22 protein-coding genes and 1 pseudogene are annotated in these 26,518 nt (G+C 68.7%); 12 read left to right on the forward strand and 11 right to left on the reverse strand.

Annotated features, from left to right (window positions below):
* Window positions 1-4: 4 nt before the first annotated feature.
* The 5 genes from IU476_RS07700 to IU476_RS07720 all read left to right on the forward strand — a co-directional run bounded on the left by IU476_RS07700 (window position 5) and on the right by IU476_RS07720 (window position 6,622).
* The gene (locus tag IU476_RS07700) at window positions 5-1,219 is read left to right on the forward strand and encodes a DUF7373 family lipoprotein (protein ID WP_195098163.1); all 1,215 of its coding nucleotides are present in this window, start codon (window positions 5-7) and stop codon (window positions 1,217-1,219) included.
* The gene (locus tag IU476_RS07705; protein ID WP_195098166.1) at window positions 1,216-2,496 is read left to right on the forward strand and encodes a DUF7373 family lipoprotein; all 1,281 of its coding nucleotides are present in this window, start codon (window positions 1,216-1,218) and stop codon (window positions 2,494-2,496) included. The genes IU476_RS07700 and IU476_RS07705 overlap by 4 nt, the downstream gene beginning before the upstream one ends.
* A 79-nt stretch (window positions 2,497-2,575) precedes the next feature.
* Window positions 2,576-4,129: a serine/threonine-protein kinase gene (locus tag IU476_RS07710; RefSeq protein WP_195098168.1), complete on the forward strand. Its 1,554-nt coding sequence runs from the start codon at window positions 2,576-2,578 to the stop codon at window positions 4,127-4,129.
* Window positions 4,130-4,215: 86 nt separating this feature from the next.
* Window positions 4,216-5,394, forward strand: coding sequence for a DUF7373 family lipoprotein (locus IU476_RS07715; RefSeq protein WP_195098170.1), 1,179 nt, complete (start codon window positions 4,216-4,218; stop codon window positions 5,392-5,394).
* A gap of 13 nt (window positions 5,395-5,407) precedes the next feature.
* Window positions 5,408-6,622 (forward strand): DUF7373 family lipoprotein, encoded by a 1,215-nt coding sequence (locus tag IU476_RS07720; protein ID WP_438943988.1) that lies wholly within the window; start codon window positions 5,408-5,410, stop codon window positions 6,620-6,622.
* Between the two features lie 55 nt (window positions 6,623-6,677).
* Here the strand turns inward: IU476_RS07720 and IU476_RS07725 are convergent, their stop codons facing one another.
* The 3 genes from IU476_RS07725 to eccCa form a co-directional block, all read right to left on the reverse strand.
* Entirely contained in the window at window positions 6,678-6,983 is a 306-nt protein-coding gene (locus IU476_RS07725) for a WXG100 family type VII secretion target (protein ID WP_195098182.1), read from the reverse strand.
* A gap of 62 nt (window positions 6,984-7,045) precedes the next feature.
* The gene (locus IU476_RS07730) at window positions 7,046-7,402 is read right to left on the reverse strand and encodes a WXG100 family type VII secretion target (RefSeq protein ID WP_195098186.1); all 357 of its coding nucleotides are present in this window, start codon (window positions 7,400-7,402) and stop codon (window positions 7,046-7,048) included.
* A 372-nt stretch (window positions 7,403-7,774) separates the two neighbouring features.
* On the reverse strand, window positions 7,775-11,812 hold the full coding sequence (eccCa, locus tag IU476_RS07735; protein WP_195098194.1) for a type VII secretion protein EccCa: 4,038 nt from the start codon (window positions 11,810-11,812) through the stop codon (window positions 7,775-7,777).
* 158 nt (window positions 11,813-11,970) lie between these two features.
* On the opposite strand from eccCa, the gene eccD reads away from it, so the two are divergent.
* The 3 genes from eccD to IU476_RS07750 all read left to right on the forward strand — a co-directional run bounded on the left by eccD (window position 11,971) and on the right by IU476_RS07750 (window position 15,775).
* Complete coding sequence (gene eccD / locus IU476_RS07740) at window positions 11,971-13,437, forward strand: type VII secretion integral membrane protein EccD (RefSeq protein ID WP_195098198.1); 1,467 nt, start codon at window positions 11,971-11,973, stop codon at window positions 13,435-13,437.
* 4 nt (window positions 13,438-13,441) lie between these two features.
* Window positions 13,442-14,863, forward strand: a complete 1,422-nt coding sequence (gene mycP, locus IU476_RS07745; protein ID WP_228823323.1) for a type VII secretion-associated serine protease mycosin — start codon at window positions 13,442-13,444, stop codon at window positions 14,861-14,863.
* A 126-nt stretch (window positions 14,864-14,989) separates the two neighbouring features.
* A complete protein-coding gene (locus IU476_RS07750; protein ID WP_195098200.1) occupies window positions 14,990-15,775 on the forward strand; it encodes a potassium channel family protein in 786 nt (261 codons plus the stop codon).
* Between the two features lie 4 nt (window positions 15,776-15,779).
* Here IU476_RS07750 and eccB read toward each other — a convergent pair whose 3' ends face one another.
* Window positions 15,780-17,291 (reverse strand): type VII secretion protein EccB, encoded by a 1,512-nt coding sequence (gene eccB / locus IU476_RS07755; RefSeq protein ID WP_195098201.1) that lies wholly within the window; start codon window positions 17,289-17,291, stop codon window positions 15,780-15,782.
* Between the two features lie 110 nt (window positions 17,292-17,401).
* Between eccB and eccE the strand changes: the two genes are divergently transcribed.
* Window positions 17,402-19,045: a type VII secretion protein EccE gene (gene eccE / locus IU476_RS07760; RefSeq protein WP_195098202.1), complete on the forward strand. Its 1,644-nt coding sequence runs from the start codon at window positions 17,402-17,404 to the stop codon at window positions 19,043-19,045.
* A gap of 136 nt (window positions 19,046-19,181) precedes the next feature.
* Here the strand turns inward: eccE and IU476_RS07765 are convergent, their stop codons facing one another.
* Window positions 19,182-19,742: an NADPH-dependent FMN reductase gene (locus IU476_RS07765; RefSeq protein WP_195098203.1), complete on the reverse strand. Its 561-nt coding sequence runs from the start codon at window positions 19,740-19,742 to the stop codon at window positions 19,182-19,184.
* Between the two features lie 139 nt (window positions 19,743-19,881).
* Here IU476_RS07765 and IU476_RS07770 point away from each other — a divergent pair, with 139 nt between their 5' ends.
* Window positions 19,882-20,871 carry a GAF domain-containing protein gene (locus IU476_RS07770; RefSeq protein ID WP_195098204.1) on the forward strand — a complete coding sequence of 330 codons (990 nt, stop codon included), beginning with the start codon at window positions 19,882-19,884 and terminating at the stop codon, window positions 20,869-20,871.
* 52 nt (window positions 20,872-20,923) lie between these two features.
* Here the strand turns inward: IU476_RS07770 and IU476_RS07775 are convergent, their stop codons facing one another.
* From IU476_RS07775 to IU476_RS07790, 4 genes and pseudogenes are all read right to left on the reverse strand, one after another.
* Window positions 20,924-21,727, reverse strand: coding sequence for an NAD-dependent epimerase/dehydratase family protein (locus IU476_RS07775; RefSeq protein WP_195098703.1), 804 nt, complete (start codon window positions 21,725-21,727; stop codon window positions 20,924-20,926).
* 275 nt (window positions 21,728-22,002) lie between these two features.
* Window positions 22,003-22,173, reverse strand: coding sequence for a hypothetical protein (locus tag IU476_RS07780; RefSeq protein WP_195098756.1), 171 nt, complete (start codon window positions 22,171-22,173; stop codon window positions 22,003-22,005).
* Window positions 22,174-22,453: 280 nt separating this feature from the next.
* A pseudogene (locus IU476_RS07785) lies at window positions 22,454-22,678 on the reverse strand (NAD-dependent epimerase/dehydratase family protein); the annotation flags it as partial.
* Between the two features lie 79 nt (window positions 22,679-22,757).
* Entirely contained in the window at window positions 22,758-23,567 is an 810-nt protein-coding gene (locus IU476_RS07790; RefSeq protein WP_195098205.1) for an S-methyl-5'-thioadenosine phosphorylase, read from the reverse strand.
* A 125-nt stretch (window positions 23,568-23,692) separates the two neighbouring features.
* Here IU476_RS07790 and IU476_RS07795 point away from each other — a divergent pair, with 125 nt between their 5' ends.
* The gene (locus tag IU476_RS07795) at window positions 23,693-24,052 is read left to right on the forward strand and encodes a metal-sensitive transcriptional regulator (protein ID WP_438943980.1); all 360 of its coding nucleotides are present in this window, start codon (window positions 23,693-23,695) and stop codon (window positions 24,050-24,052) included.
* Window positions 24,053-24,121: 69 nt separating this feature from the next.
* Here the strand turns inward: IU476_RS07795 and IU476_RS07800 are convergent, their stop codons facing one another.
* A complete protein-coding gene (locus IU476_RS07800) occupies window positions 24,122-24,955 on the reverse strand; it encodes an LLM class F420-dependent oxidoreductase (protein ID WP_195098206.1) in 834 nt (277 codons plus the stop codon).
* A gap of 148 nt (window positions 24,956-25,103) precedes the next feature.
* On the opposite strand from IU476_RS07800, the gene IU476_RS07805 reads away from it, so the two are divergent.
* Window positions 25,104-25,556, forward strand: a complete 453-nt coding sequence (locus tag IU476_RS07805; RefSeq protein ID WP_195098208.1) for an Hsp20/alpha crystallin family protein — start codon at window positions 25,104-25,106, stop codon at window positions 25,554-25,556.
* 10 nt (window positions 25,557-25,566) lie between these two features.
* On the opposite strand, the gene IU476_RS07810 is transcribed toward IU476_RS07805, so the two are convergent.
* Window positions 25,567-26,457 carry a hypothetical protein gene (locus IU476_RS07810; RefSeq protein WP_195098211.1) on the reverse strand — a complete coding sequence of 297 codons (891 nt, stop codon included), beginning with the start codon at window positions 26,455-26,457 and terminating at the stop codon, window positions 25,567-25,569.
* Window positions 26,458-26,518 lie beyond the last annotated feature (61 nt).

A 26,518-nucleotide genomic window follows, 5' to 3' on the forward strand; every position in this document is an offset into this window, starting at 1 on the left:
AAATATGCGGAGGACCACGGGACTCCTGGCGGCCGGACTGCTGGCCGCGTCGCTGCTGGTGGCCGGCTGCGGGTCGGACGGGGGCGGGGATACCGAGGCGGCCGAACCGGTCGTCGACATCCACCAGCTGGACCTAGGGCCCTACAGCGGGCAACCCCACGACATGGGCACCCCGAAGAACATCGAGGCGGCCCGCATGATCGAGGCCGAGCGTTTCGGCAACCTGCTGCCGCTGCCCTCCGACATCGAGCCCGGGTTCGTGCACCCCGCGCCGATGGCCGCGCTGGTGTTCGTCGATCCGAAGTACTCGTTGCTCAACGACATCATCAAGATCGATACCAGCCGGTTCCACGAGGACGCGCCGGATTTCGTCAGCGGCTTCGCCAGCTACGCCCGCAACGACCCGTACAACCAGGGCATGGAGCTGGCCAACACGGCCATGCTGTTCCCCGACGAGCAGAAGGCCGCGGCCGCCGCGGCGGCGCTGGAGCGCACCGACTTCTCGTTCAACGACCGCAACCAGCCGGTCACCCTGCCCAAATACCCCGGCCTGCACGCGCATTGGGACCCGACGGTGCAGTCCGTCGGCGCGTGGTACGCCGCCGGGCGCTTCGTGATCTATACCTGGATCTACGACCAGGCCAAGGCGTGGCTGAACAAGGTCGACCTGCCGGCGCTGACGGGACTGCTGCAGAAGAGCCTGGACACCATCGTGCCCGCTATCTCCAAGTTCACCCCGACCCCCGCCGACAAACTCATGGCGCAGCCCATCGACGTCGAGGACATGTTGCGGCGCACCCTGATCCGGCCCAAGGAGGACACCGGCGGCGCCTGGCTGAACCCGCCGGGCGTGTACGACGCGCACGCGGCGCTGCACTTCAGTTCCGATCCGGCGGAATCGAAGGCGCTGTTCGAGGCGGCCGGAGTGGACAAGTTCGCCGACTACGGCACCCAGCTGTTCCGCGCCCGCGACGCGGCGGGCGCCCGCAAGGTCCGCGACGAACTCGGCGACCCGCAGCGCAACTTCCGCGGCGCGGCCGCGCCCAAGAACCTCCCGGTCGCCAAATGCCGTGAGTACCACGGGAAAGAGAAGATGGCGGTCCGCTACTACTGTTCGGTCGCCCACGGCCGGTACGCCTCACTCACCTGGGCCGACCAATTGCTCGACGCACAACAGCGGATCTCCGCCCAATACGCGATGTTGGTGAACGCCGGATGATCGACTCGAACACCGTTCCCCGCGCCCGCCTGCGCCGGTGGGCCGGCATCCTCGCCGCGGCCGGCCTGGCCGCGACGCTCAGCGCCTGCAACGCCACCCTCGCCGGCACCGCCCAACCCGGCGAGGTCGACATCCGCAAACTCGACGTCGGGTCCTACCCGATCGAGCCGGTCGACATTTACGCCGACTACCGGCCCGGCTTCTACCAGATGGACGATGTCGCGGCCATGCGCCTGTCCGACTTCGTCGCCACGGCCGAGGACGTCGACCCCCGGCTGATCTACGGCGGCGACGCGGGCAGTTTCACCGCCGGTGCGATGGACTCGCTGGTCGGCCGCACCGATCTCACCGAGCCGATCGCCAAGGGCAACAAGATGCTCTTCGGCTTCAAGAGCGAGGGCGCCGACCGCTCCACCTACATTCTCGACTCGGGCTGGCCGACGGTGTCCCGCAGCACGCCCGACGCCACGACCGTCAACATGATCGTGATGCAGTTCCCGGACGCCGACTCCGCACAACGCTCCGCCGACGAGTTCTACGCCGCCGACTTCGACGCCAACAAGGACAGCAACCAGCCGCTCCCCCTCGCGAAATACCCGAAGGCACACAGCCATTGGCGTCCGACCGGCACGGCCGCGCGAACTTTCGCCGCGCACGGTTCGTACGTCGTCACCGCCGTGGTCTCGGTGCCCAAACCGGACCCGAGCGGGCTCACCACGCTGACCGAGAAGGCGATCGACACCCAGTTCGGGCTGCTGGACCAGCTGAAGCCGGTGTCGGACGAGGAGGCCCTGCACCTGCCGTGGGACGAGGACCACATCCTCAGCCGCACCCTGAACCCCGACGAGGTGTACAAGCCGGGACTCGTGGGCTACCCCGGCATCTACGGCCGCCGCGGCATTCTGCAGCTGATGCCCGACCGGGCCCAGGCGCGCAAGACCTTCGAGACGATCGGAGCGGACAGATTCGCCGTGACCGACGCGGCGCTGCTGGCGCGCGCGAAGGATACCGAGTCCGCGAAGAAGGCCGTCACCGAACCGCTCGTGATCCACAGCATGGCCAAGAAGGCCGACGCGCCGCCGAACGTCCCCGATTCCACCTGCGTGGAGAACCGCACCGGCACCGGCTCCTCCGCGCAGACCAGGGTGAAGCGCTTCACCTGCATCGTGGCGTACCGCCAGTACGTGAGCTATCTGAACGCCGCGCAGCTGCTCGACGCCCAGCAACGGGCGGCCGCTCAGTACGCGCTACTGGCCAACAGCCAGTGGCAACCGTGACTCGACCCGTGCCCGCACCGGGCAGTAGGCTCCGCGTGAGCAGCATCGGCCCCACCGCGCGACCAGGAGTTTATTTCAGATGGCGATGAGTCCCGGCACTATCGTCGGTGGGTATCGGATCGAGCGCGTCCTGGGCGCGGGCGGCATGGGGACCGTCTATCTGGCCAAACACCCGAGCCTGCCGCGGATGGACGCCATCAAGGTGCTCGGCGGCGAGCTGTCGAGCAACGACGAATTCCGCGGGCGTTTCGTGCGCGAGGCCAATCTCGCTGCCGGGCTTGATCATCCGAACATCGTCTCGGTGTACAACCGCGGCGAGGAGCACGGTCAGCTGTGGATCGCCATGCAGTACGTCGAAGGCACCGACGCCTCGGCAGAACTCGCCCGCGACCCGCATTCCATGACGCCGCTGCGCGCCCTGCGCATCGTCACCGAGGTCGGCAAGGGCCTGGACTACGCGCACCGGCGCGGACTGCTGCACCGAGATGTCAAGCCCGCCAACTTCCTCCTGTCCCGAGGCGACGAGGAAGAGCGGGTGCTGCTCACCGACTTCGGTGTCGCCAAGTCCACCGACGACGCCACCGAGCTCACCCAGACCGGCAGCTTCGTCGCCACCATTGCCTACGCACCGCCCGAACAACTCCAGGGCATGCAGGTCGACCACCGCGGCGACATCTACAGCCTGGCGTGCGCCTTCTACAAGCTGCTGACCGGCCAGAACCCTTACCCCGCAACGCAACCGGCGATGGTCATGATGGGCCACCTCTACGACCCGCCGCCGCGCGCGACCGCCGTCAACCCGCACCTGCCGCCCGCCGTCGACCACGTCTTCGCGCGCGCCATGGCCAAGAACCCGGCCGAAAGATTCAACAGCTGCCGCGAATTCACCGACGCCGCCGCCAATTCCCTGAAGCCCGGCCACAACCCGATCCCCACCAACACCTCCCCCACCTACCCCATCCAGGTAGACCCCCGGGCCCCCCGCACCGACCCCCGCCTCACCACCTCCGCCCCACCCCCACCCGACTTCTCCACCCTCACCCGAGACCGGCCCAACCCCCGCAAGAAGTGGCTACTAGGCGCCGGCGGAGCCGCCATAGCCCTCGCCCTGGCCGCCGGAATCGGCATCTGGGCAAGCCAGAGTGGAGGCGGAACCACCACCACGACAACAACTTCCGCCACCGCCGCCGCCCCGATCACCTCGGTCGAGCAGGCCCGCGCGGCAAACCCGGCGTTCGAGGGCAAGACCGTCACCATGCTGGATGTGACGGGGTACAAGGACTTCGGCATCTACCTCGGCGGGTCCCAGCAGACCAAGTTTCTGGAAGGCCTCGGCTTCGTCTACAACCTGAACTACATCGGCAACGGTGAGGAAGCTTCACCCCGGCCGGCGCCGGAGAACTACCCGCGGTTGAACGCGCCTGCCGACAGCTACATCCTCGCGGTGCGCAGTGATGAGAAGGCCGGCGGCGGGGGGCTCGTGGGTCTGCCGTACGAGATCTCGGGGTCGAAGGCGACCGTGGTTCCGATAGATGAACCGGCAGTGGTCTCCGCTATCCGCAATTGGACGCCGAACTCCGAGAAGACCTTGTTGGACAAACTGATCCCGGTGTTGCAGAACCGGATCAAGTAGCGAGCACTACATATGAGGGGGACGCATTGCTGTTTCGGGGAAGATCGCCGGTACACCGGCGAACCAGGAGTCTGGCTGCCATCTGCTTGATCAGCCTCCTTTGCGCCACCGCGGCATGCGGATCGGACTCGTCGAACACGTCGGACGCGGAACCACCACCTGTCGATCTTCGTCAACTCGAGGTCGGCCCCTATGCGGTGACACCACGCAAGATCGACACCGCTACGAACATGCCGGTCGCCCGGTACATGGAAGCGGAACGCTTGGGCAATATCCTGCCGCTCCCGACCGAAATCGACCCCGCCTTGAAGTACGGCGACTCCGGACAGACTCATGCCTTTCTCGACGCGACCCCCGATTATCATCTGAGCCCGATGTTTCGATGGCTGCGTGAAGAAGACTTCGGTAACGCGGCGAAGAACTTCGTCGCCGGATTCTCGACCACGGGCAACTCGAACGAAAAGCAGTCGCTCTCGTACGAGTTGGTCAGCTCGGTACTGATCTTCACCGACGACGACTCGGCCAAGGCAGCCGCGGAGGCACTCTCGCGCACCGGGTACTACGACGAGGAGGCGGAGCCCGCGAGCCTGGCGAAGTATCCCGATGCCTTCGCCCGTCGCCAGCCGAAGAACAAGGCACTGTTCGCTTGGCTGGCCCGCGGAAAGTTCGTGGTCGTCACGATCACGCAGCACCACGAGAACAAGGTGCTCGACATCTCCGAACCCGAATTCCTCTCCGCGCTCGCGGAGAAATCGATCGCGGCGACACTTCCTACCCTGGAAAAGTTCGTACCGACGCCGCCGGACAAGCTGATGAGCGTGCCCATCGACCCGGACAACATGCGCGGCCGCTCGTTGCGTCGTCCCGAGGGCGACTCCTTCGAGAACATACCCGGCACCTACGATCGACACGGGGCACTGCAGTTCGCCGACGACATCGACGAAACTCGACGCCTGTACGACGAAGCCGGGGTCGATCGCGTGGCCTTCGACGGCGGTGAACTCGTTCGCACGAAAGATCCTGCCGCCGCCCAGAAATTGTTCGAGAAAACGTCCGAGCCGGACAGATTCTCGCGACCGGCGGCCGCGCCCAAGGGTCTGCCGAACGCACGGTGTCGCGAATACAAAGGGCCCAGCTGGGGCTATCTGCGGTTCTACTGCCAGGTGCGCTACGACCGTTTCGTAGCGAAGGTTGCGTCGAACCAACTCCAAGACACCCAGCAGAGAATCTCGGCGCAATATTCCATTCTCGCCGACAGCAAATAGGCGTAGTGACGTGATGAATATATTTCGACGTATTGCCTGCTCGGCCGCCGGTTTGACCGCGGCTGCCGTGGTCGCCGGGTGCGGCAGCACGGTCACCGCGAATTACGGTCCCGCCGAAGTCGACGTCCGCAAGCTGGACATAGGAAGCTACCACACCGAACCCAACGACCTCAGGTTCGACTACGCGCCCACGTTCAATTCGGCGCAATATCTCGCTGTTATGCGGCTGGCCGACGCCGTTGCCACCGGCCCCGAGATAGATGCGAAACTGGACTATGGCATCGGGGCCGGAGCGATCACCCGTCCGGAAGACGCGGTGAACGCCAAGTTCGCGAGCAGTCTCGCGCCGGTACTCGGAAAGTACGGCATGCTGTACGGCTTCTCCTCCGCGAGCAGCGACAAGATGGATAATCCGGGCGCGATGGACGGCGACACCGGAGTCGCTATGACGGTCTTTCAGTTCCCGGACGAGAACGCGGCAGCCGCTGCGGCCAAGGAATTCGAAGCGGTCGACTTCGATATCGCCAGGGACCAGAATCAATCCGTCGCTTTGCCGAAGTATTCACAGGCGCTCTCCCATTGGCGTCCAGGCGTTCGCACCCTGGGAACGCGCATGGCGCGTGGCTCGTACGTTCTGAACATCACCGTTCGCACACCGCAAAACGATATTTCAGCGCTGACCGCCTTGGCCGAACGAGTCTACGATATGCAACTTCCGCTGTTGGATGCCTTGCCGCCCCTCACCAAGCGGGAAATCCTTCATCTTCCCTACGACGCTGCCGGTATACTCCGCCGAACCTTTCATCCGGACGTCACGTTCGGGCCCGTCGTACCCTCGGAGATGTCGGTGTCGCGGCGCGGATTCATACACTTTCTCGGTGTCGGAAAAAACAAAGCGAAAACCATGGTGGACGACGCCGGCGTCGATGCGATCGGCATAGTCGGAAAAGATATTCTCACGTGGCGGACGCCCGATCGGAAGTCTGCGGAAAAACTTGCGGAGCAGCTGCGGGGAAGCAACCACAAACTGCTCGAATCGCCGCGCGGCGTACCCGACAGCTCGTGCTGGGAAGCATCGAGCGGAGCACCGTCGATGTTCGCAGCTCGTAACTTCACCTGCCTGGTCCGCTACGACCGCTACGTCGGCGAGGTATCCAGCTCCCAATTGCTGGATACACAGCAACGCGCCGCGGCGCAGTTCGCTTTGTTCGCGAACAGCAGTTGGTGAAAGAATACGGCCGCACCTCCCGAACGGGAGGTGCGGCCGTATTCGGCGATAGCTCTCAGCCGCCGATGATCTTGGCAGCCAGCACGTCGGCGCCCTGCATGGCCTCGCCGGCACTGATGGTCTTGGTGCCGAGCTGCGTCAGCGCCGCCATGAGGTCGTTGGACTGCGCACCCCACCGCGACTGGACGGCGTTGAAGGCCTCGTTACCCTGACCGCCCTGCCAATGCGAGGTGATGAAGGTCTGGAACTCCTTCTCCATGTCCTCCAAGGCGGACGTGATGTTCATTGCCTCGGTGTGCAGACCACTGCCCGCATCGTTGATCGCACCGAAGTCGTAGGAAATTTCACCGAAGTCACTCATTACATTCCTCCAAAGTTTCAGCAGACCCTAGAAACCCACTAGTGCAGCCGCACGACGCAGATTTAGGTGTTCATGTTCAGGGCGACGGGAGCCGGAGCCGGGCTGCCGCCACCCGTGATGGCGTCGCCGGCGCTCCGCAGCGAAGCCAGCTGCTCTTCCTCGGTGTTGCCGAACTGCCGGGTGACCTGCTCCAGGTTCTCGGCGTTCTGCATGAGCGCGTTGTTCAGACTCTGCGCCTTCGTCAGGAAGTTCTCGAACGCGACCTTGAACGCCGAGCCGGCGCCGCCCTGGAAGGCCGGGCCGTCCAGGGTGGAAGCGTGGCCGCGCGCGACGTTCACCCGGCCGTTGATGTCATCGAACTTCTGCTTCATCGTGTTCGTGAAACTTACGAAAGCTGCATGGTCTGCTGCCAAACCCATCTCGGTAGCTCCTTCAGTCGGTCACCGCGCATCGCAGTGACGATGGTGGGTCATTCATTACATTGGACGCACAAGCGGCGCAGCCGGTTCCCGATCGCTCCCCCACTCGCTCGACATGCGATGTTCGAGCCGGCGATCGACCGCGCGACCTGGTCACATGCGGATTCGCTGGTATCCCACCTCCCCCTTCTTCCTTACATCCACGACGATCCGCAGACGCGATCGTCGACAACGTACCACGCAGCCCCATGGCTGCCCAGTGGTCCGCGAACGACCGGGCGCACCGGATTTCACCTCGAACAAGAACCCGTTTCGAGTTGTGCCGCAGCGTCGTTGCTGCTGCACACCGAGGCATCCGATCGCGCCGGACACTCATGGCCCGGGGCTCCACGCGGTTTGGATCAGAGTGGCGCCCGCGCGGTTGATCATCGTTCCGCGTCCGGGCGGCATCTCGCTGGGCCGAATGTTGGCCAGCAACGGTCCTTCGTCCCGGTTGCCGCTCATGATGAGACCGGTCGTTCCGACATCCTTCATCCGCGAGATCAGCGGCTCGTACAGCGCGCGGGACGCACCGCCGGACCGTCGGGCGATGATCAGGTGGAAGCCGATGTCCTTGGCGTGCGCGAGATATTCGACAAGTGCGGCGAGCGGGTTGCCACTAGACGTGACGACCAGGTCGTAGTCGTCGACGACGACGTAGATCTCCGGGCCGCTCCACCACGACCTGTCACGGAGCTGCTGCTGCGTGACGTCCGGGCCCGGCATCCTGGAATTCAGGATGTTGACCAGCTCCCGCACCATGACCTCGAGCTGCTGGGACGATGGGGCGTATCCGGCCAGGTGCAGTGTTTCCACCACACCGAGCAGTGTCCGACGGTAGTCACCGATGATCAGCTTGGCCTGCGAGGGCGTATTGGAGTCGACGATCCCTCGGATCAGCGTCCGCAACAGGTTGGTCTTGCCGCATTCGGTGTCGCCGAAGACGAGGAAATGCGGCTGCTCGGCCATATTCAGGAAGATCGGCGCGAGTTCGGATTCGTTGAGCGCGATCGGGATCTGCAGGTTCGGCGCCTGCGGGTCCAGCCCGTTCGGCCAACCGCCGAGCAGGTGCAGCAGGTGGTCGCGCGTCAACTGGTCCGGCAGCATGCGGACGGCCGGGGCCGGGCGGCCCGGGGTCTGCTGGGCCAGGCGCTGGACGGCGTCGGCGACGCCCGTGCTCAGGGACTCGGGGTTGGGGTCGCCGTCGACGCGTGGGAGGGCGGTGAGCATGTGCAGGGCGTCGGGGGTCATGCCGCGGCCGGGGCGGCCCTGGGGGACCAGGGCGGCGACGCGGCGGCCGAGGTCGGAGTCCATCGGGTCGCCGAGGCGCAGTTCGATGCGGGTGCCGATCTGGTCCTTCATGGCGGGGCGGGCCTCGCGCCAGGCGTTCAGCGCGATGACGACGTGCACGCCGTAGGAAAGGCCTTGCGCGGCAAGGTTCATGATCTGCTGTTCGAGCACGTCGAAGTCCTGGCGGATCGACATGTAGCCGTCGATCACCAGAAAGACGTCGCCGAACGGGTCCTCGTGCACGCCCGCGGCCGCGGGGCTGCTCGACGGGTCGGTGCCGCGCAGCCGCCGGAACTCCGACATCGACTCGACACCCAGCTGACGGAACCGCAGCTCGCGCTGGCGGACGATCGTGGTGACCTCGGAGATGGTGCGGCGCACCTTGTCCACGTCCAACCGGCCCGCGACCGAACCCACGTGCGGCAGGCCCTCGAGGCTGGCCAAGGTGCCGCCGCCGAAGTCGAGGCAGTAGAACTGCACCTGCTCGGCGGTGTGGGTCAGCGCCATCGCCATGACCAGCGAACGCAGCGCCGTAGACTTACCGGACTGCGGGCCGCCGACGACCGCGACATTGCCGCGGGCGCCGGACAGATCGATGACCATCGGGTCGCGGCGCTGGTCGTACGGGCGGTCGACGATGCCGATCGGCGCGCGCAGCGTCGCCACCGGGGAGTACTCGCCGGTGAGGATCGAGCGCGGCACCAGCTGATCCAGGGTCGGGGCCTGATCCAAAGGGGGCAGCCAGATCTCGTGCGCCTGGCGGCCGTGGCCGCGGATGCGGGAGACCAGCATGTCCAGGTTGGACATCTTCTCGCCGCCCTCGTCCCTGGCCTCCTCCACCACCGTGGCGACCTGGGGCAGCGGCAGCCGGTCGCTGGCGCGGAAGGCGACGTGACCGGCGACGAACGGCCGCGCGTTGATATCGATCTCCCCGCCGGCGATGCCCGCCTGGGTGACCTCGCGCTGCGCGCCGCCGCCGACGTACGGACCGGACACATACGACGCCTGGAAGCGCCGGATCTCGCCGTCGCCGGACTTCAGGTAGCCGCCGCCGGGGCTGTTGGGCAGGTTGTAGGCGTCGGGCACGCCCAGCACCTGGCGAGATTCGTTGGCGGAGAACGTCTTCAGGCCGATGCGGTAGGACAGGTGGCTCTCCAGGCCCTTCAGCTTGCCCTCTTCCAGGCGCTGCGAGGCCAGCAGCAGGTGCACGTGCAGCGACCGGCCCAGGCGGCCGATCATCACGAACAGCTCCGCGAAATCCGGGTGCTGGGTGAGCAATTCGGAGAACTCGTCGAGGACCACGAACAGCGCGGGCAGCGGGTCCAGGTCGGCGCCGGCGGCGCGGGCCTTCTCGTACTCGCCGACGTTGGCGAAGTTGCCGGCCGAGCGCAGCACCTCCTGGCGGCGGTTCATCTCACCGGCCAGCGCGTCCTTCATGCGGTCGACGAGGTCGGCCTCCTCCTCCAGGTTGGTGATGACCGCCGCGACGTGCGGGACACCCTCCAGCCCGAGGAAGGTCGCGCCACCCTTGAAGTCGACCAGGACCAGGTTCAGCTGATCCGGCGAGTGCGTGGCCAGCAGCGAAAGCACCAGGGTGCGAAGGAATTCCGACTTACCCGAACCGGTCGCGCCGATGCACAGGCCGTGCGGGCCCATGCCGTTCTCGGCGGCCTCCTTGATGTCCAGGTACACCGGCAGGCCGTCGGCGCCCACCCCGAACGGGACCCGCAGGCGGTCCCGGTCGTAGCGGGGCTTCCAGCTGTTCTCCGGATTGAACGCGCCGATGTCGCCCAGGTTCATCAGCTGCGACCAGGAGGAGATGACCTCGGCGTTCTCCTCGGCGACCGAGTCGGCGCCGCGCTGTACGGCCACCCGGAACGGCGCCAGGCGGCGGGCCACCTGTTCGGCCTGGCGGGCGCTGATGCGGTCGATCAGCGCGAAGCGCTCCATATTGCCGGTGGCGCCGCGGCCGACGCATTCGCCGTTCTCCACCACCATCTGGATGCCGCGCGAAACCGCCAGGCGCGGAGCGTAATTGCACAGATCGACGATGGTGACGCCCTCGTAGCCGGACTCCCGCAGATGGTCCTCCTCGGCCTCGAGCAGGCCGCCGTCCACCACGATCACCACGTGCACCAGGTTCTGGTTGGCCGGCTGGTTGCGCGAATAGCGGACGCGGTTGTGCAGCAACGGGTTCAGGCCCTCGGCCATCTCCCGGATGGAGCCGTAGACCATGCGCTCGGTGCCGACGCCGTCCTGCGACTCCGGGTGCTGGGTGTGCGGGAGCCACTTGGTCCACTCCCACTCCGCGACCGTGTCGGCGCCGCACACCACCGCGAGCAGCACCTGGTCCGGCGCCTGGAACATGCACAGCTGCAACAACATCGCGCGCGTCATGTCACGGGCCTGGCCGCGGTCGCCGTTCAGCTGGATGGTGGCGAAACCCTTCACCGCGATCGCGGTCGGCAGGTCCGGCACCGTGGAGTGGGTGCGCACGAAGCGGCGCAGCGAGACCGCGGCGATCGGCTCCAACTCCTCCACCGGGCCGGTCTCGGGTGACACCAGCCGAGTGGCCAGGCGCTGACCGCCCAGGCCGATGCGGGCGTGGCAGAAGTCCTTGTCCCCCGGGCGGCGCTCCCACATGCGGCTGGTGCCCGCCAGCATCCAGATCAGGCCGGGCTCGGGATGGCTCCACTCCACGGCCTCGCGCTGCTGGGTGGCCGTCTCGTCGACATCCTTGCGGACCTGGTCGAGGTAGCGCAGATAGTCCTTGCGGTCCTCGTTGGCCTCGGCGGCCTTCTGGCCCTTCCCGCCCTGACCGGCGAACATGCCGACCATCGAGAAGACCATCATCATCGGGAACATCATGCCCATCGGGTTGGAGGCGATACCTCCGCCCTGCGTGAACAGCAGGGCCATCATCCCGACCATGCCGACGATCATCACGACCGGCATGAGCTTCTGCAGCAGGCTGCCCGGTACCGCGCGGGGGATCTCCGGCGGCGGCTGCAGCGTCACCTCGCCGCCGGGGGACCGCGGCACCTCCCGACGTTGACGGCGCTGAAACCGGACTGTGCTCATCGACGGAAGATCCCCCTTCGCGGCAGTACCTGCGGCCTCAGTGTAGAGCGCACTGCCGACATGACGTACAGTTCGGGGGCATTCTGCACGGACCGGCCGCGCGACCGCAAACCGGGGCGGATGCGGAAAACCGAGGTAGAGACGAGGTTGGGGGAAGCGTGACGCACGCGCGACTGGAACATGTCGAAGAGGATTCGAGCCGCGGGATCGTCCGAGCCCCCGATCTGGCGCGAGTGACCATCCTGGCCAAGCACACTCAGGTCGACATGGCCATTCCGGTCGACGTGCCGGTCGCGCTCGTCATTCCCAGTGTGGTCGACATGGTGGCACAGCACAGCCGCCACAACGACTTCGACAATTCCGGTGAACAGTTCCAGCCCGCCGAGTGGGTGCTCGCCCGCGTCGGCCAGCCGCCGTTCTCCAATTCCTTGAGCCTCGGCGAGCACGGCGTGCGTGACGGCGAACTGCTGATGCTGGAGAGCGCCGACCACGTCGCGCCGACACCGCTGTTCGACGACATCATGTACAACGTCGCGATCGCCGATACCGATCACTTCCGCGCCTGGTCGCCGGTGGTCGCGCGGATCACCGGCTCGATCATCGCGGTGCTGACCATGGTCGTCGGCTGCGCCGGGCTGCTGACCGCTCCGGATGCCTTGTCCGGCTACATCACCGGGTCGATCGCGGCGTTCATCGCGGTGCTGCTCGTCGTCGCGGCGACCGTGCTCAGCCGGATGTACGGCGACCGCGCCACGGCCCTGGTCGTGGGCGGCTGCGCGCTGCCGGCCGCGTTCACGGCCGGAATGCTGCTGGTGCCGGACCATTACGGCTGGGCGAACCTGCTGCTGGGGTCGGTGCTCGTCGGCGCCACCGCGGTGCTGGCCTGGCGGGTCAGCGGAGTCGGGCTGGCGCTGTTCATCGGCGCGACCACGCTGTCGGTGTTCGCGGTCCCGGCCTCGCTGGTGGGGCTGCTGACCTCGCAGCCGGGGAAGGCCATCGGCGCGGTCGCCGCCGCGCTCGCGCTGGCCGCGCTGTCGATGGCGCCGCGGGTGTCGATGCTGCTGGCCAAGCTGCCGCTGCCGCCGGTGCCGTCGCCCGGCACGCCGATCGACCCCACCGAGGACGACCCCGACGACCACCGCGCGCTGCCCACCATGGAGGCGCTGCGCGCGAAATCCGAACGGGCCCGGATGTATCTGGCCGGCCTGGTCACCGCGACCACGCTGGTGACGGTGGTCGGCGCGCTCGCCGCCACCGACCCGACCGCCGACAATCCGTTCTGGCCCGGTGTGGCACTGGCGCTGGTGAGTTCGGTGGTGCTGATGTTCCGCAGCCGCACCTACGCCGGTGCCGAACAGGCCGTGGTGCTGATCGCCGGCGGCGCCGCCATCCTGCTGGCCATGATGATCGCCGCCGCCCTGATGATGGACCAGCCGCTGGCGGTGTTCGGCGCGGCGATGGTGATGCTGATCGGCGCGCTGGTACTGGGCCTCATCGTGCCCAACCAGTCCGCCACCCCGCCCATGCGCCGCGCGGTCGAACTGCTGGAGTACGCCTTCGTGGCCGCCGTGGTCCCGCTGGTGTTCTGGGTGGCCGAGCTGTACTCACTGATCCGTTCGCTGTAAGACCATGGGACCGAAGATGTTCGGGCGCAAGGCGTTTCGGGTCGTCGCGGCGGCCGCTGTACTGGGACTGAGCATCTCGGTGGGCGCGGGCCCGGCGTTCGCCGAGAAGCCCGTGGTGCCACCGGGTCTGGCGCCGCCCGCGGGCAACGCCGCGCCGCCGGGTCCGACGGAACGCAACGGCAATTCGGTGTGCCCGATCGGCACCGTCTGGGGCGGCGACGGGCCGACCATCCCGACTCCGCAACGCGCGCTGAATCTTCCGCACGCCTGGCAGTTCTCCAAAGGCGCGGGTCAGCTGGTGGCGGTCATCGACACCGGTGTCGCCCGGCATCCGCGGCTGCCCGGCCTGATCGCCGGCGGTGACTACGTGAGCACCACCGACGGCACCGAGGACTGCGACTCGCACGGCACCGTGGTGGCCGGAATCATCGGCGCCAGTGAGGAACCCGGGCAGGGCTTCGCGGGCGTGGCGCCCGAGGCGCAGATCCTGACGATCCGCCAGACCAGTGCGCAGTATCAGGAGAAGGGCAAGTCCCGCGAGCAGGCGCCGGACGCCATGCCCGAGGGCTACGGCACCACCCGCACGCTGGCCTCGGCGGTGCGCCGGGCGGCCGACATGGGCGCGACGGTCATCAACATCTCCGAGGTCGCCTGCCTGCCCAATATCGAGGACACCGACCTGGGCGCCGCCGTGCGCTACGCGGCGCTGGAGAAGAACGTGGTCGTGGTGGCCGCGGCGGGCAACAACGACAAGTGCAAGGGCACCAACCAGGTACTGGATCCGCTCGATCCGGCCGGCGATCCCTGGAACAAGGTGAACATGCAGGTGTCGCCCGCGCGCTACGACGACTACGTGCTGTCGGTGGGTTCGGTCGACGCCAACGGGCAGCCGTCGAAGTTCACCGTCCCTGGTCCGTGGCTCGGCGTGGCGGCGCCGGGCGAGGACATCGTCTCGCTCGACGTGCATTTCGAGGAGGCGGGCAGCAAGGGCGTCATCAAAGGCACGGTGAGTCCGCAGCAGCAGGGTCAGCAGGCCCCGTTGCAGGGCACCAGTTTCGCGGCGCCCTACGTCTCCGGTGTGGCCGCGCTGGTCCGCGCTCGCTTCCCCGAACTGAGCGCGCTCGAGGTGATCAAGCGCATCGAGGCGACCGCGCACGCGCCCGCCGAGGGCTGGAACCCCTACCTCGGCTACGGCGCGGTCGACCCGGTCGCGGCACTGACCGCCGAAGTGCCGAACCAGCTGCCGCCCAAGCGGCCCACCCCCGCCCAGAGCCTGCAACTGCCGGTGCCGAAAGCACCGCCCGCACCGGACAATACGGCCCGCAACGTCGCACTCATCGGCACCGGCGTCATCGCGGTGCTCCTGATCCTGGGATACCTCGCGTCGTTCCCGATCCGCCGCCGGTTCGGCGTGCGCGAGGACTGAACGAGCCCATCGCGTCGCACGGCTCGGTATTCGGCAACGCCGGTGCCGGGAGCGGCGATAACGTGTCGACACACCTCCGGCCGGGCCGTGCCGTGGCCGCCGGGCGATTCACCTAGGCAGTGCCGCATGACCCAGACCAATGTCCGGACCGATTCCGTTCCGGCCGATCCCCCGAACGCCGAACCGGTCAGCCGGCGAGTGACTTGGGAGCGCGCCACAAATATCCCGATGGGGGTCCTGGCCGCGGTGTTCCTCGGCGTCTACGCCTGGCACGTCCTCGACACCGGCGCCTCGCCGGTGCTCGACGCCTGGCTCACCGGCGTCGACATCGCGATCTGGACGATCTTCGCGGCCGACTTCCTCATCCGGCTCGGATTGTCCACGCGGCGTTGGCGTTTCCTGCGGTCGCATCCGCTGGAACTGCTGATCGTGCTGCTGCCGCCGGTCCGTCCGCTGCGGCTGCTGCGGGCGGCGCTGCTGGTGCTGGACACGCTGAACCGCAGCAGGCTGACGCGGGCGCGGCTGTCGGTGTTCGTCGGGGTGAGTTCGCTGCTCGTGGTGTTCCTGTGCAGCCTGGCGATGTTCGATGCCGAGTTCGGCGCTCCCGATGCCAAGGTGCAGAACTTCGGTGACGCGCTGTGGTGGGCGGTCGTCTCCGTCACCACGGTCGGGTACGGCGACTACTACCCCGTCACGGTCGAAGGCCGCCTGGTGGCGCTGATCCTGATGACCTTCGGCATCGGGTTGATCAGCTTCGCGATCGGCACCACCACCAGCTGGGTCATCGACCAGCTGAAGACGGTCGAGGAGACCGCCGAACGCACCGACCTCGAACTCGGCCGACTCGTCGACGAGATCCGTTCGCTGCGTGCCGAAGTCGCCGCGTTGAGTAAGGCGTCCGGCGCGCGGTGACCGGTCAGTTCTGCCCGGTCGCCGACGACTGGTCCTGCTTGGACCGCACCAGTTCCTTGGCGGGGTTCGGGTCCGGGGCCACACCGTCGTGCGCGACCATGGCCTCCTGGCGGCCGAGGGTGGGGCCGTTGGCGAGCAGGCCGACGATCGGCCACGGGGCCGGTTCGGGTTTGGCCTTCTCCGCGTCCATGCCGAGCGCCTTGGCGGCCTCCGCGTCCTTGATGCCGTAGCGGACGCCGGTGTCGGCGATGAAGAACTCGCTGTCGCGGCGCTGGCTGTCCGGCTCGATTCCCGTTGTCTGCACGAAGAATCCGGAGCCCGGCTTGGAGTAGAAGGCGTCGACGTTCGGGCCGGAGGCGTCGGCCTGGGCCAGCGGGGTGGTCTGCGCGTTGTCCGGCAGCGGCAGCGCGTGCCCGGTGATCAGCGACAATTCGGCGTGCTTGGTGCCGTCGGACTTGTCGGTGGCGCCGGCGGTGGGCTTCCAGGACAGGCAGCCGACCGGCTGGTCCTTGGTGTCGACGATGGCCGGGGCGGTGTCGGGGTAATTCGACACCTGCAGCGTGTTGGCCATCTGCGCGTTGCTGCGCTCGTACGGCGTGATCTCCGGATTGCGGGACGCCGCAGTCGGATTCGCGTTGCGGATGATCTCCGCGGTCAGCGACGACACCGGCTGCAGGCCGTCGCGCAGCACCACGAAGTACTGGTTCTCGGTGCTGAGCCGCACCACGTCGCCGATGCGGTGATCGCCGACCGAGCTGACCGGCAGCCCGCCCGGATCGTCGATGCGCGGCGGGACGATCGGCAGCACCTCGGGAATCGAGTTCAGCAGGCCCTCGCTGACCGGGCGCGGGGTCATGCCGCGAATCTTCAAGGCGTCGGTGACCTTGCGGTCGGTCATGTCGACTCGGGCGCGCCGGTTGTCGTAGATCAGGTAGTCGCTCTCGCGGCCCCGGACCAGCAGCGCCTTGTCGTGCCCCATCGTCTCGGCCTTCTCGCCGAGCGCCGGGTCGCCGGCCAGCACCGTGGTGCTCAGGTCGCGGCTGCCGTCGTTCTTCAGCTGATCGCAGATGGTCCAGGTGCGGCCCTTGCCCGCGGTGTCGAAATTCAGGGAGGCGGGGGCGCCCGGGATGCCGATGAGGGTGCCGCGCGGCTTCTTCGCGAGCTCGGATTCCTTGATGGACACCGGTTTCGCGGGGTCGCCGACCGCGAGCCGCGCCGACGCCAGGTTGAGCGCGGGGTGCACGACGCCGTCGATCACGGCGTAGACCGCGCCGCTGTCCTTGCCCATCAGGATCTTGTTGTCACCGATCGCGCCCTGCGGGCGCAGCAGTGCCAGCACACCGCAGCCGGCCAGGGCCACGCAGCCCAGGATGACCCCGGCCGCGTAGGCCCGCGACTGCGAGCGCATCGGGTCGTGCAGCATGCGCACATCCCGGCGGACCAGGGCGTGCTCCATCCGCCGCACCAGGAAGCGGTAGCCGCTCACCTGCCAGCGGGTGGTGGGTCTTGAAGGCATAAGTGCTCCCCCGAACAGTGCTCACGTTCGCTCCACACAGTACAGTTCAGCAGGACTGAAGTTCAGCTCGGCCGTCGAAAAGGCCGACACCGGGTACCTGGGGGACGACGATGGCCGAACCGAGCGGGTCGCACAACCGCCCGTTGTTTGGACGGATCTCGCTGCCGAACCTGCTCGCGGCGCAGTTGCTCGGGCTGGTCGTCGCGGTGGTGGTGCTGGTGCTCGGCCTGCAGTGGTGGCTCGCGCTGGCCGCCGCGCTGGTGGCGGGGTTGCTGCTGCTGATCCCCTTCGGCAAGCGCACCCTGGCGGACTGGATCGCGACGAGCTGGCGGTACCGGATGCGGCGCGGCTACCGGCTCGGCGACACGGTCGACTTCCGCGGCCCCGACGGGCGTTCGCTCGGCCTGTACTGGGAGGGCAGCCGGGTGGTCGCGGTCGTCGAGGTGCTGCCGCCCAAGGGCGGGCTGACCCGCATCGACCGCAACACGGTGCACGCCTCGCACCTGCTGCCGCTGCCCGAACTCGCGGAATGCCTGGCGCAGCACGACATTCTGCTCAGCGGCATCGACATCATCAGCCACGGGCACCGCAGCCGCTCGGGTACTCCGGCCGGTCCGATCTACGAGTCGCTGCTGGGCCCGCTGCCCGCGACGGCGCACCGAACCGTCTGGCTGGCAATCGGTTTCGACACGCTGGCCTGCCCGGACGCGGCCGATCGGCGCGGCGGCGGCACCGAGGGCGCCTGCCGTGCGGTGACCATCGCGACCCAGCGCATCGTGCGCGCGCTGGAGGACGCCGACTGCGCCTCGCGCGTGCTCACCGCGCCGGAGATCAAGAAGGCCGTCCTGCAGGTCACCGCGGGAGTCGACCCGCGCACGCTGACCCACCGGTGGCGCTACGCCGAACTCGGCAACGGCGTGAACATCGGCGCCGCAGTCGATCCCAAGCAACTGGGCTCGGATCTGCTGGCGCAGTTGTGGGTCGATCCCTCGCGCGGCACCACCGTGGCCGTGCGGTTGCGGCCGGGCAGCTCGGCGGAGACCGTGAACGTCGGTGCCGCATGGCGTCTCACCACTCGCGAGCTGCCGGAGAAGCGTCGCCGCAAGGGTATGGTCTCGCTGAACGGACGGCATCGGCAGAGCCTGCTGGCGCACCTGCCGATCGGCATCCCGGATGTCGACGACACGGTCCCGGTGAGCGAGTTCCCGATCGACGTGATCGGCGCGCTGCACCTGCCGTCCTCGGGCTGCGGTCAGTTGATCGGTTCCGACGACGAGGGCAACGGTGTCGCGATTCGTCTTGTCGGGCAAGGTATTTCGGCCGTGTACGTAGCCGGTGAGCTGTATCTCGCACAGCAGCTGGTGTTCCGGGCGCTGGCGGTCGGCGAGCGGGTGCTGATCCGGACCGATCGCCCGCAGGCGTGGGAGCAGCTGGTCACCACCATCGGCAATCCGGAGCGGCTGACCATCGCCGTCGAAACACACCAGAGCGACGCCGATTTCACGGCCGCGGTGGTCGACGGCGTGCTGGCGCCCGCGCCGCACGCCGGTGTCACCACGATCTACGTGACCGGCGATCCGATGGGCTGGCCCGCGACGCGCCCCGATCTGTCCATTCACCAGCCGGGCGCGATCGGCAACCACGTCATCCTGCGAACGGGGACGGCTCAGGTCGATCTGACGCTGGTCTCCATTCCGCGCGAGACGACCTACATCGGCAATCCGCGCGGTCGACGCGCCGTGGCGCACCAGTAGGACTCGGCTGCGCGGTTCGTCCGCAGCGGACACTTTCGCGGCGGTGCTCTGCCGCCGCCGGTTCCGTGCCGACCAGCCCGGGAGCGCGATACTTCCCTACCCGTCCCGTGCGCCGCGTCACCGGAGTCGGTGGCGCTCAGCCCGGATAGGGATCGGTGTGGCGGGCCGTGCGGAGATGGCGCGCCCACCAGGCGAGTTGGCGCAATTGCCGCTGGACGGCGTCGATCGCGGCACCGTCCGTGGTCGCTCCGTCGGCGTCGAATTTCCGCTTGGCCTCGTGGAAGCTGACGGTCTCGCGGATCGACACCATGTGGATCTCGGCGACGACCTGGCGCAGCTGCTCGATCGCGCGCAGGCCGCCGGACAGTCCGCCGTAACCGACGAAACCGATAGGCTTGCCGCGCCATTCGTGTTTGGCGCTGTCCAGCGCGGTCTTCAGCGAGGCCGGATAGCCGTGGTTGTACTCCGAGGTGACGGCGACGAACGCGTCCGCCGCGGCGAGTCGCTCGCGGTAGGCGCGCACCTCCGGCGTCACCGACAGGTCGGCGGGCAGCGGGGTGTGCAGGAGATCGATGACGCCGGTGTCGAATTCGGGATGCTCGCGCGCGACGCGCAGGAACCAGTCGGCGACGACCGGCGCGAAGCGTTCCGGCCGCACGCTGGCGACGATGACCTCGAGTCGCAGCGGGGTGTCCATGGCCGCGAGCCTAGCCGGACGGCGGCCGCGGCCGATATCGCCACCCCGGCGTCGCGCCGAACGCGGATGAGGCACGATATTCGCTGGCTATGACGGCCAGGGCGGAGGCTGACGAGACTCGGGAGATGGGGGCGCGCACGTGATACTCGACGAGTGGTTGCTGATCGAGACGCTCGGCGGACCCGAGACCTGGTCGGTGCTGGCGGTCGGATCGGCTCCGCGGCAGTGGAAGTCGTTGGCGCGCACCGTTCCCAGCCGGTTGCTGCCGGTCCTCGCCGCCGCGGTCGAGACACGCGAGCCCGTGGAGCTGGAGCTGCCACGGTCCCGGCACGCCTGGTCGCGGCAGCGGGCCCGGGCCGTGCCGGTGCTCGGTCCGGACGGCGAGGTGTACGCGGTGCGGTTCCGGGTGGGCGACGTGACCGTCGCGCCCGTGCCGCCGGTCGCGCCGTTCCGGATGGACGCGCGCACGCGGCGCACCGAAGTGGTGTCCGCGGGGCTGGGACCGGACTTCACCCGCGGCCGCTCAGTATGGGTGGGGGCCGAATCCTTCGAGTACATGGAGCGTTTCGACGGCGCGCTGGATCTGGTCGCGACCGTCTCGCGCGCCGAACCCGGCACGCGCTGGTCGGGCACCTGCACCGTACGCACTCCCGGCGGGCTGCGCACGCTGCTGATCGCGACCCGCAACACCGACGACCCGTGGTGCTGGCACGGGCTGCTCGCCGACGTCACCGAAAGCGTTCCCGCGCAGGGTAAGTCGTTCGAGGCGGCGACCGTGGACACGCTGATGAGTTCCGATCCCGGGCTGTATCTGGCGGTGGTCGACACGGCGCGGGTCCGGCTCATCCGCTGGATCAGCGCGCCGGTACCCGGCCTGCGCTGGACCGGCGAAACCGACGAACGCACGCTGCCACACCCCGACGACCGCGCTCGAATCCTCGCCGCCCGCAACGACATCCTCAACGGCGCACCGTTCCACGCCCTCTCCGGCCTCCGCCTGGCCGCCACCGACGACACCTGGCTCACCGTCGACGTCGAAACGTCTCCCCTCCCCTACGGCCCGGCCCACGGCGGTCCACCCCAGTTCGCCCTGGTCCGTATCACCCTCCGCTCGCGATCCGACGGGTGACGGTTCCCGGCGTGCGCGCGAGGTAGTCGCCGCGGTGAGCACGACAGGTCGTTCAGGGGTGGGTGGGCAGGGCCGGTTTCGCGTAGTCGGCCAGGCCTTGATCGGGTGGGATACGGGGGGTGAAACGCAGGGCGCGGCGGGCGCGTTCGGGGTCGGCGACGATGTGGCGGATGTCGGTGATGCGGTACTGGCCGCTGACCACCGGTTCGGGGCCGTTGCGGGCGCGGGACATGATCGACGCCACCTCCCATACGGTGATCGGGTGGCCGGAGGCGATGTTGAGGGGCACGAAGCCGGGGAGCGGGCGCTCGACGGCGGCGACCGTGGCGGCCGCGACATCGCGCACGTGCACGAAGTCGCGCATCTGGCCGCCGTCCTCGAAGACGAAAGGCGCTCGGCCGGCGGCCAATTCGGCGCGGAACCGGGCCGCCACCCCCGAATGTGCTGCCGGCGCGGCATTCTCGGCGACCGGATCGCCGTACACGTGGTGGTAGCGCAGCACCGTGACCGCGCCGCCGGTCGTCACTCCCCAGGCCAGCGCGTAATTCTCCTGCGCGACTTTGCTTGCGGCATAAGCGGTGCGCGGCCGCAGCGGGGCATCCTCCCCGACCGGCTCCCACGTCATGATGTCCCCCGTGCGCGGCACCCGGTGATCGAACATGCCCCGATCGAGATCCGCCCGCCGCCGCAACCCCGGAAAGAACGGCCCGCCGCGAAACGTGCGATAACGCCCCTCGCCGTACACCGACACCGACGAACCCAGCACCAGCCGCCCGACCCCCGCCCGCTCCATGGCCGCCAGCAACACCGCCGTCCCGAAGTCGTTGTGCGCCGCGAACACCGGCGCCTCCCGCATACTCGGCCCCTCCGGCCGCACCGCCCCACCCCGGGGCCCCGCCACCGGCCGCGTCACGGGCCCACTCACCTGGGAGACCTCCCCATCTCCTGACGACGCCCCATCGGCCCCGGACCCCACCGGCCCGCGCCGCCTCCTCTCCCCCAGCCCACCCGACCGCACCACACGATCCGCACGACCAGACCCACTCGACTCGCCCACCGCGCCATCGACACGACCAGGCCCGCTCGGCCCGCCTACCGCGCCGTCAGCACGACCAAGCCCCCTCGACTCGCCTACCACGCCGTCAGCACGACCAAGCCCGCTCGGCCCGCCTGCCGCGCCGTCAGCACGACCAAGCCCGCTCGACTCGCCTGCCGCGCCGTCAGCACGACCAAGCCCCCTCGGCCCGCCCACTGCGCCGTCAGCACGACCGGACTCACCCGGTCCGCCCGCCACACCGTCATCAGAACCCGCGTCGGAAATCGGCTTCCCGACGTTCTGCTGTTCTGCGGCGCGCGGCGAATCACCTCGCTCTGCCGACCCACTCGCGTCGCCGTCTCCCGCTCGGTCGGCACCCGGCACGCTCGTCTCACCCATCACACCCGGATCTGTCTCGCCCTTTGGGCGGACAACGGCCGGCGGTCCCGAGACGCGGAGGGGGCGCTCGTGTTCGGCATTCCCATTACCCATCGCGTCGACGCGCGCTCCGTCTTCACCGACGACGTGGCGCACCGAATCCGTGGGGACGGCGGCGGCCAGGTGGCAGACGACCTCGATGCCGTGGAGAAGGGGCTCGAGGGCGTCGGCGTCGCGCAGGTCGATCGGGGAGACGCCCGGTGGTGGGGTGTGGGTGGCGTGGACGGACGGGAGGAGGGCGTCGACGGCCACCACGTCGTGGCCGGCGGCGAGCAGTGCGCGGTGGACGTGGGAGCCGACGAAACCCGCGGCCCCGGTCAGCAGTACGCGCATGAACTCGCCTCCTCGTGACCGGCCCGTCCGCACCGACGTCGGCGCCCAGTGGCCGGCACCGCCCGGGTGCCCACCGGACTCAGGGTAGTTCGAGCGGGAGCGTCACCCCCGCATGAACACGGCAGTGCTCGCAGGTGTCGACGCCGTCGACCGCGCCGACCGCCTGCTGGACGAGCCGCTTGAACGGCATCAGGTTTCGCTCGAATTCCGCGAAGACCGCCGCCGCGCTGACGCCCTCGCCTGCTTCCAGTCCGGCATCCAGGTCGGTCACCAGAGCGATTGCCGCGTAACACATTTCGATTTCGCGGGCGAGTACGGCCTCCGGGTAGCCGGTCATGTTCACCAGTTCCCAGCCCTGCGCGGCGAACCAGCGGCTCTCCGCGCGGGTGGAGAAACGCGGGCCCTGCACCACGACCATCGTCCCGCCCGGCTGCATCGGCAGCTCCTCGACGGCGGAATCGATTGCCGCCGTGCGCAGTTCGGCGCAGTACGGGTCGGCGAAGGAGACGTGCACGCCGCCGTTGTCGAAATAGGTCTGCGCGCGACCGGAGGTGCGGTCGACCAACTGGTCGGGCACGGCGACGGTGCCCGGCCCCCAGTCGGCCCGCAGGCTGCCCACCGCACACGGCGCGAACACCCGCCGCACGCCGATCGACCGCAGCGCCCACATGTTCGCCTGGTACGGCACGGTGTGCGGCGAGTACTCGTGCTTGCGTCCGTGGCGGGGCAGGAACGCGACCTGCCGGCCCGCCACCTCGCCCACCGTGATCGGCGCGCTCGGCGCACCGTAGGGCGTGTCGATGTCCACGGTGGTCGCGTCGTCGCCGAAGAAGTCGTAGAAGCCGCTGCCGCCGATGATGGCCAGCGCGGGGCGGGGAACCGAACTCATGGCCCCGATTCTCGCGCACGCCGCCCCCGCGCCGCCGGGCGGATCACCCCCGCCACCCCACCTGACAACCGGGCCCGCACCCTGTACCCTAGGGGGGTATTAATGACCAGGTGGCGGGAGTGAGGATGCAGCCGGTGACGGACGACCAGACCACGACGGCGGACCGGACCACGGTGACGGAGGAGTCCGGCCACGACCACGCTACCCACGGTTACATCACCGCCAAGGACGACTACCTCAAGCGGCTGCGCCGCATCGAGGGCCAAGCGCGCGGGTTGCAGCGCATGGTCGAGGAGGAGAAGTACTGCATCGACATCCTCACCCAGGTGTCGGCGATGACCAAGGCCCTCCAGGCGGTGGCGATGGGCCTGCTCGAGGACCACATCAGCCACTGCGTGGTCGACGCCGCCGTCGCGGGCGGCCCAGAAGCCGAAGTCAAGATCAAAGAGGCCACCGACGCCATCGCCCGCCTGGTTCGCTCGTAGCGCAACTCCCGGAGGGCATCGAAGCATGCCGCGCCCGACCTCCGACGGGAGGCCGGGCGCGGCGGCGAATCAGACCCGCGCGGCCAGCGCGGGGGCGAGGGCGCGCAGGGTAGCCAGGTAGTCCTCGTCCAGAACCTGTACGGCGATCTGGTCGGCGCCCGCCTCGAGGTGCGCGGTCAGCCCGGCGGCGATCTCCTCGGCGTTGCCGTGCAGGGCGAGGGCGTCGATGAGCCGGTCGCTGCCGGGCTTGGCGAGGTCCTCGTCGGTGTAGCCGAGCCGGCGCAGGTTGGAGACGTAGTTGGTGAGGCCGAGGTAGAACTCGACGGTGCGGCGGCCCGTGGTGCGCGCGCGGTCGGCCTCGGTGTCCAGCACGATCTTGTTCTCGGCCACCAGCAGCGTGTCCGCGCCCACCGTCGCGCGCGCCCGGCGGGTGTGCTCGGGGGTGGTGAGGTACGGCAGCGCGCCCGCGGTGCGGTCGCGCGCCAGTTCCAGCACGCGCGGGCCGAGCGCGGCCAGGGCGCGACGCTCCTTCGGGACGCCCGCCTCGTCCAGCGCGTCCAGATACTCGACCAGGGCGTCGTAGGGCTTCTTGTACACCGTGTCGTGCTCGGGATGCCCCGCCCCGACACCCAGGATGAACCGGCCCGGGAACCGCGCCTCGATGCGGTGGTACGACTCGGCCACCTGCGCGGCGGGCACCGACCAGATGTTGACGATGCTGGTGCCCACCAGCTGCGTCTCGGTCGCCTCCAGCAGCGCCTCCACCCCCGGCAGCTCCGCCGGCGGCGAACCGCCCAGCCACAGCGTGCTGTAACCGAGGCCTTCCAACTCCCGCGCCTGCTCGGGAGTGAACGCCGCGTAGTAGCGCCAGACTCCGAACCGTCCCAGTCCCTGAATGGTCATAGTCGTTGCGAACCCCGGTGTCGCCGTGCGTATTCCACCCTCGACAAGATCTGGCACTCTCCACACGAGAGTGCTAAATTGGGCGTCGGACAGTTCACGGCGCACCCGCCGTGGTGGGTGTCGCCATTCGCATCCGGAGGTGATTCCTGTGCTGAGGTTCGATCCGTTCCATGACATCGACACCGTCGCCCGACAGCTCCTCGGTGAGACCAGGGGCACCGCACGCGCGCCGCGTTTCATGCCGATGGACCTGTTCCGGGCCGGTGACCACTACGTGCTGAACGCCGATCTGCCGGGCGTGGACCCCGGCTCGGTGGACGTCAGCGTCGACAACGGCACCCTCACGCTCAAGGCGCAGCGCAGCCTGCCCAGCGACGAGAACGTGCAGTGGGTCGCGTCGGAGCGCTTCGCCGGCACCTACATGCGTCAGCTGTCGCTGGGCGAGGGCATCGACACCGACAACATCAGCGCCACCTACAACGACGGCGTCCTGTCGATCACGCTGCCGATCGCGGAGCGGGCCAAGCCGCGCCGGATCGAGATCGGCGGAACGGGCAGCGGCCCCAAGACGATCGAGGCCGGTCCGGGCGACAAGAGCTGATCGCGGCGGCTCAGCCGAGTTCCGGATGGGCGTGCACCGGAAGGGGCCTGTCCGGCATCGGCAGCACCCGTAGTCGAGCGCGCAGGACGACGTCGGTCACCTCGTGCGGCACGTCGTCCTCGTCCTCGGGCGCCGCGGGGTCGAGACCCAGTTCCAGGACCGCGCGCTCGTGCAGCGCCCGGGCGTCCAGCGCGGCCTGGACCTGCCAGCGGAATTCGGCGGCCGGGATCGGCTCGCCGGGGACGGACTCGCGTTCGTCGGTGAGCCGGCGGGCCTCGGCCAGTCCCTCGCCGAGGAACGGGGCCAGGTCGTTGGCGGCGCCGCAGTCCTCGTCGTCGACGAACAGCAGCACTCCGTCCACCCGGCCGGCCCGCTCGAAGCTGCCGTACAGGACCGAGCCCTGCCCGTCCGACACGGGCCAGCGGAGGTATTCGACCGCGGTGACGGGTTCGTCGAGTTCGGCCGTCCAGGCCGGTTCGGCGATCCCGGCCGCGGCGAGCCGGTCCGCCGCCTCCCGCGCGGCCGTGCGCGCGGGCTCGTCGGTCAGCGCGACGACGCAGCGCAGGAAGGCCAGCGCGGCCGCGTCGGACCGCTTCTCGGCCTCGCCGATGAACATCTGCGCGAACGCCTCGTCGTACTCGGGCGTGCCGTAGGTGGCGGCGAGCAGCGACGCGGCCAGGTACTCGCCGTCCACCGGTTCCTCGACGCTCTCGAAGCGCGCGATGGTGGCGGCGATGTCGTCGATCATCTGCTCGAAGCCGCTGCTGTCGAGCTCGAGTCCCATGTCCTCGAGATCCGCGAACTCGACGACCGGATCGTCGAGTTCGCCCGACGGCGCGACCGCACGCCCCTGCTGCTGATTGCTCTTCTTGCCTTTACGGCCGCGGCTCACCGGACTCATGTGGCCCGAGTCTGCCATCCGCCGCCCCGCGCGCTCGCACCAACTCGCGGGAATTCGCCGA

The organism is Nocardia blacklockiae, from assembly GCF_015477355.1.
GTDB classification, from domain to species: Bacteria; Actinomycetota; Actinomycetes; order Mycobacteriales; family Mycobacteriaceae; genus Nocardia; species Nocardia blacklockiae.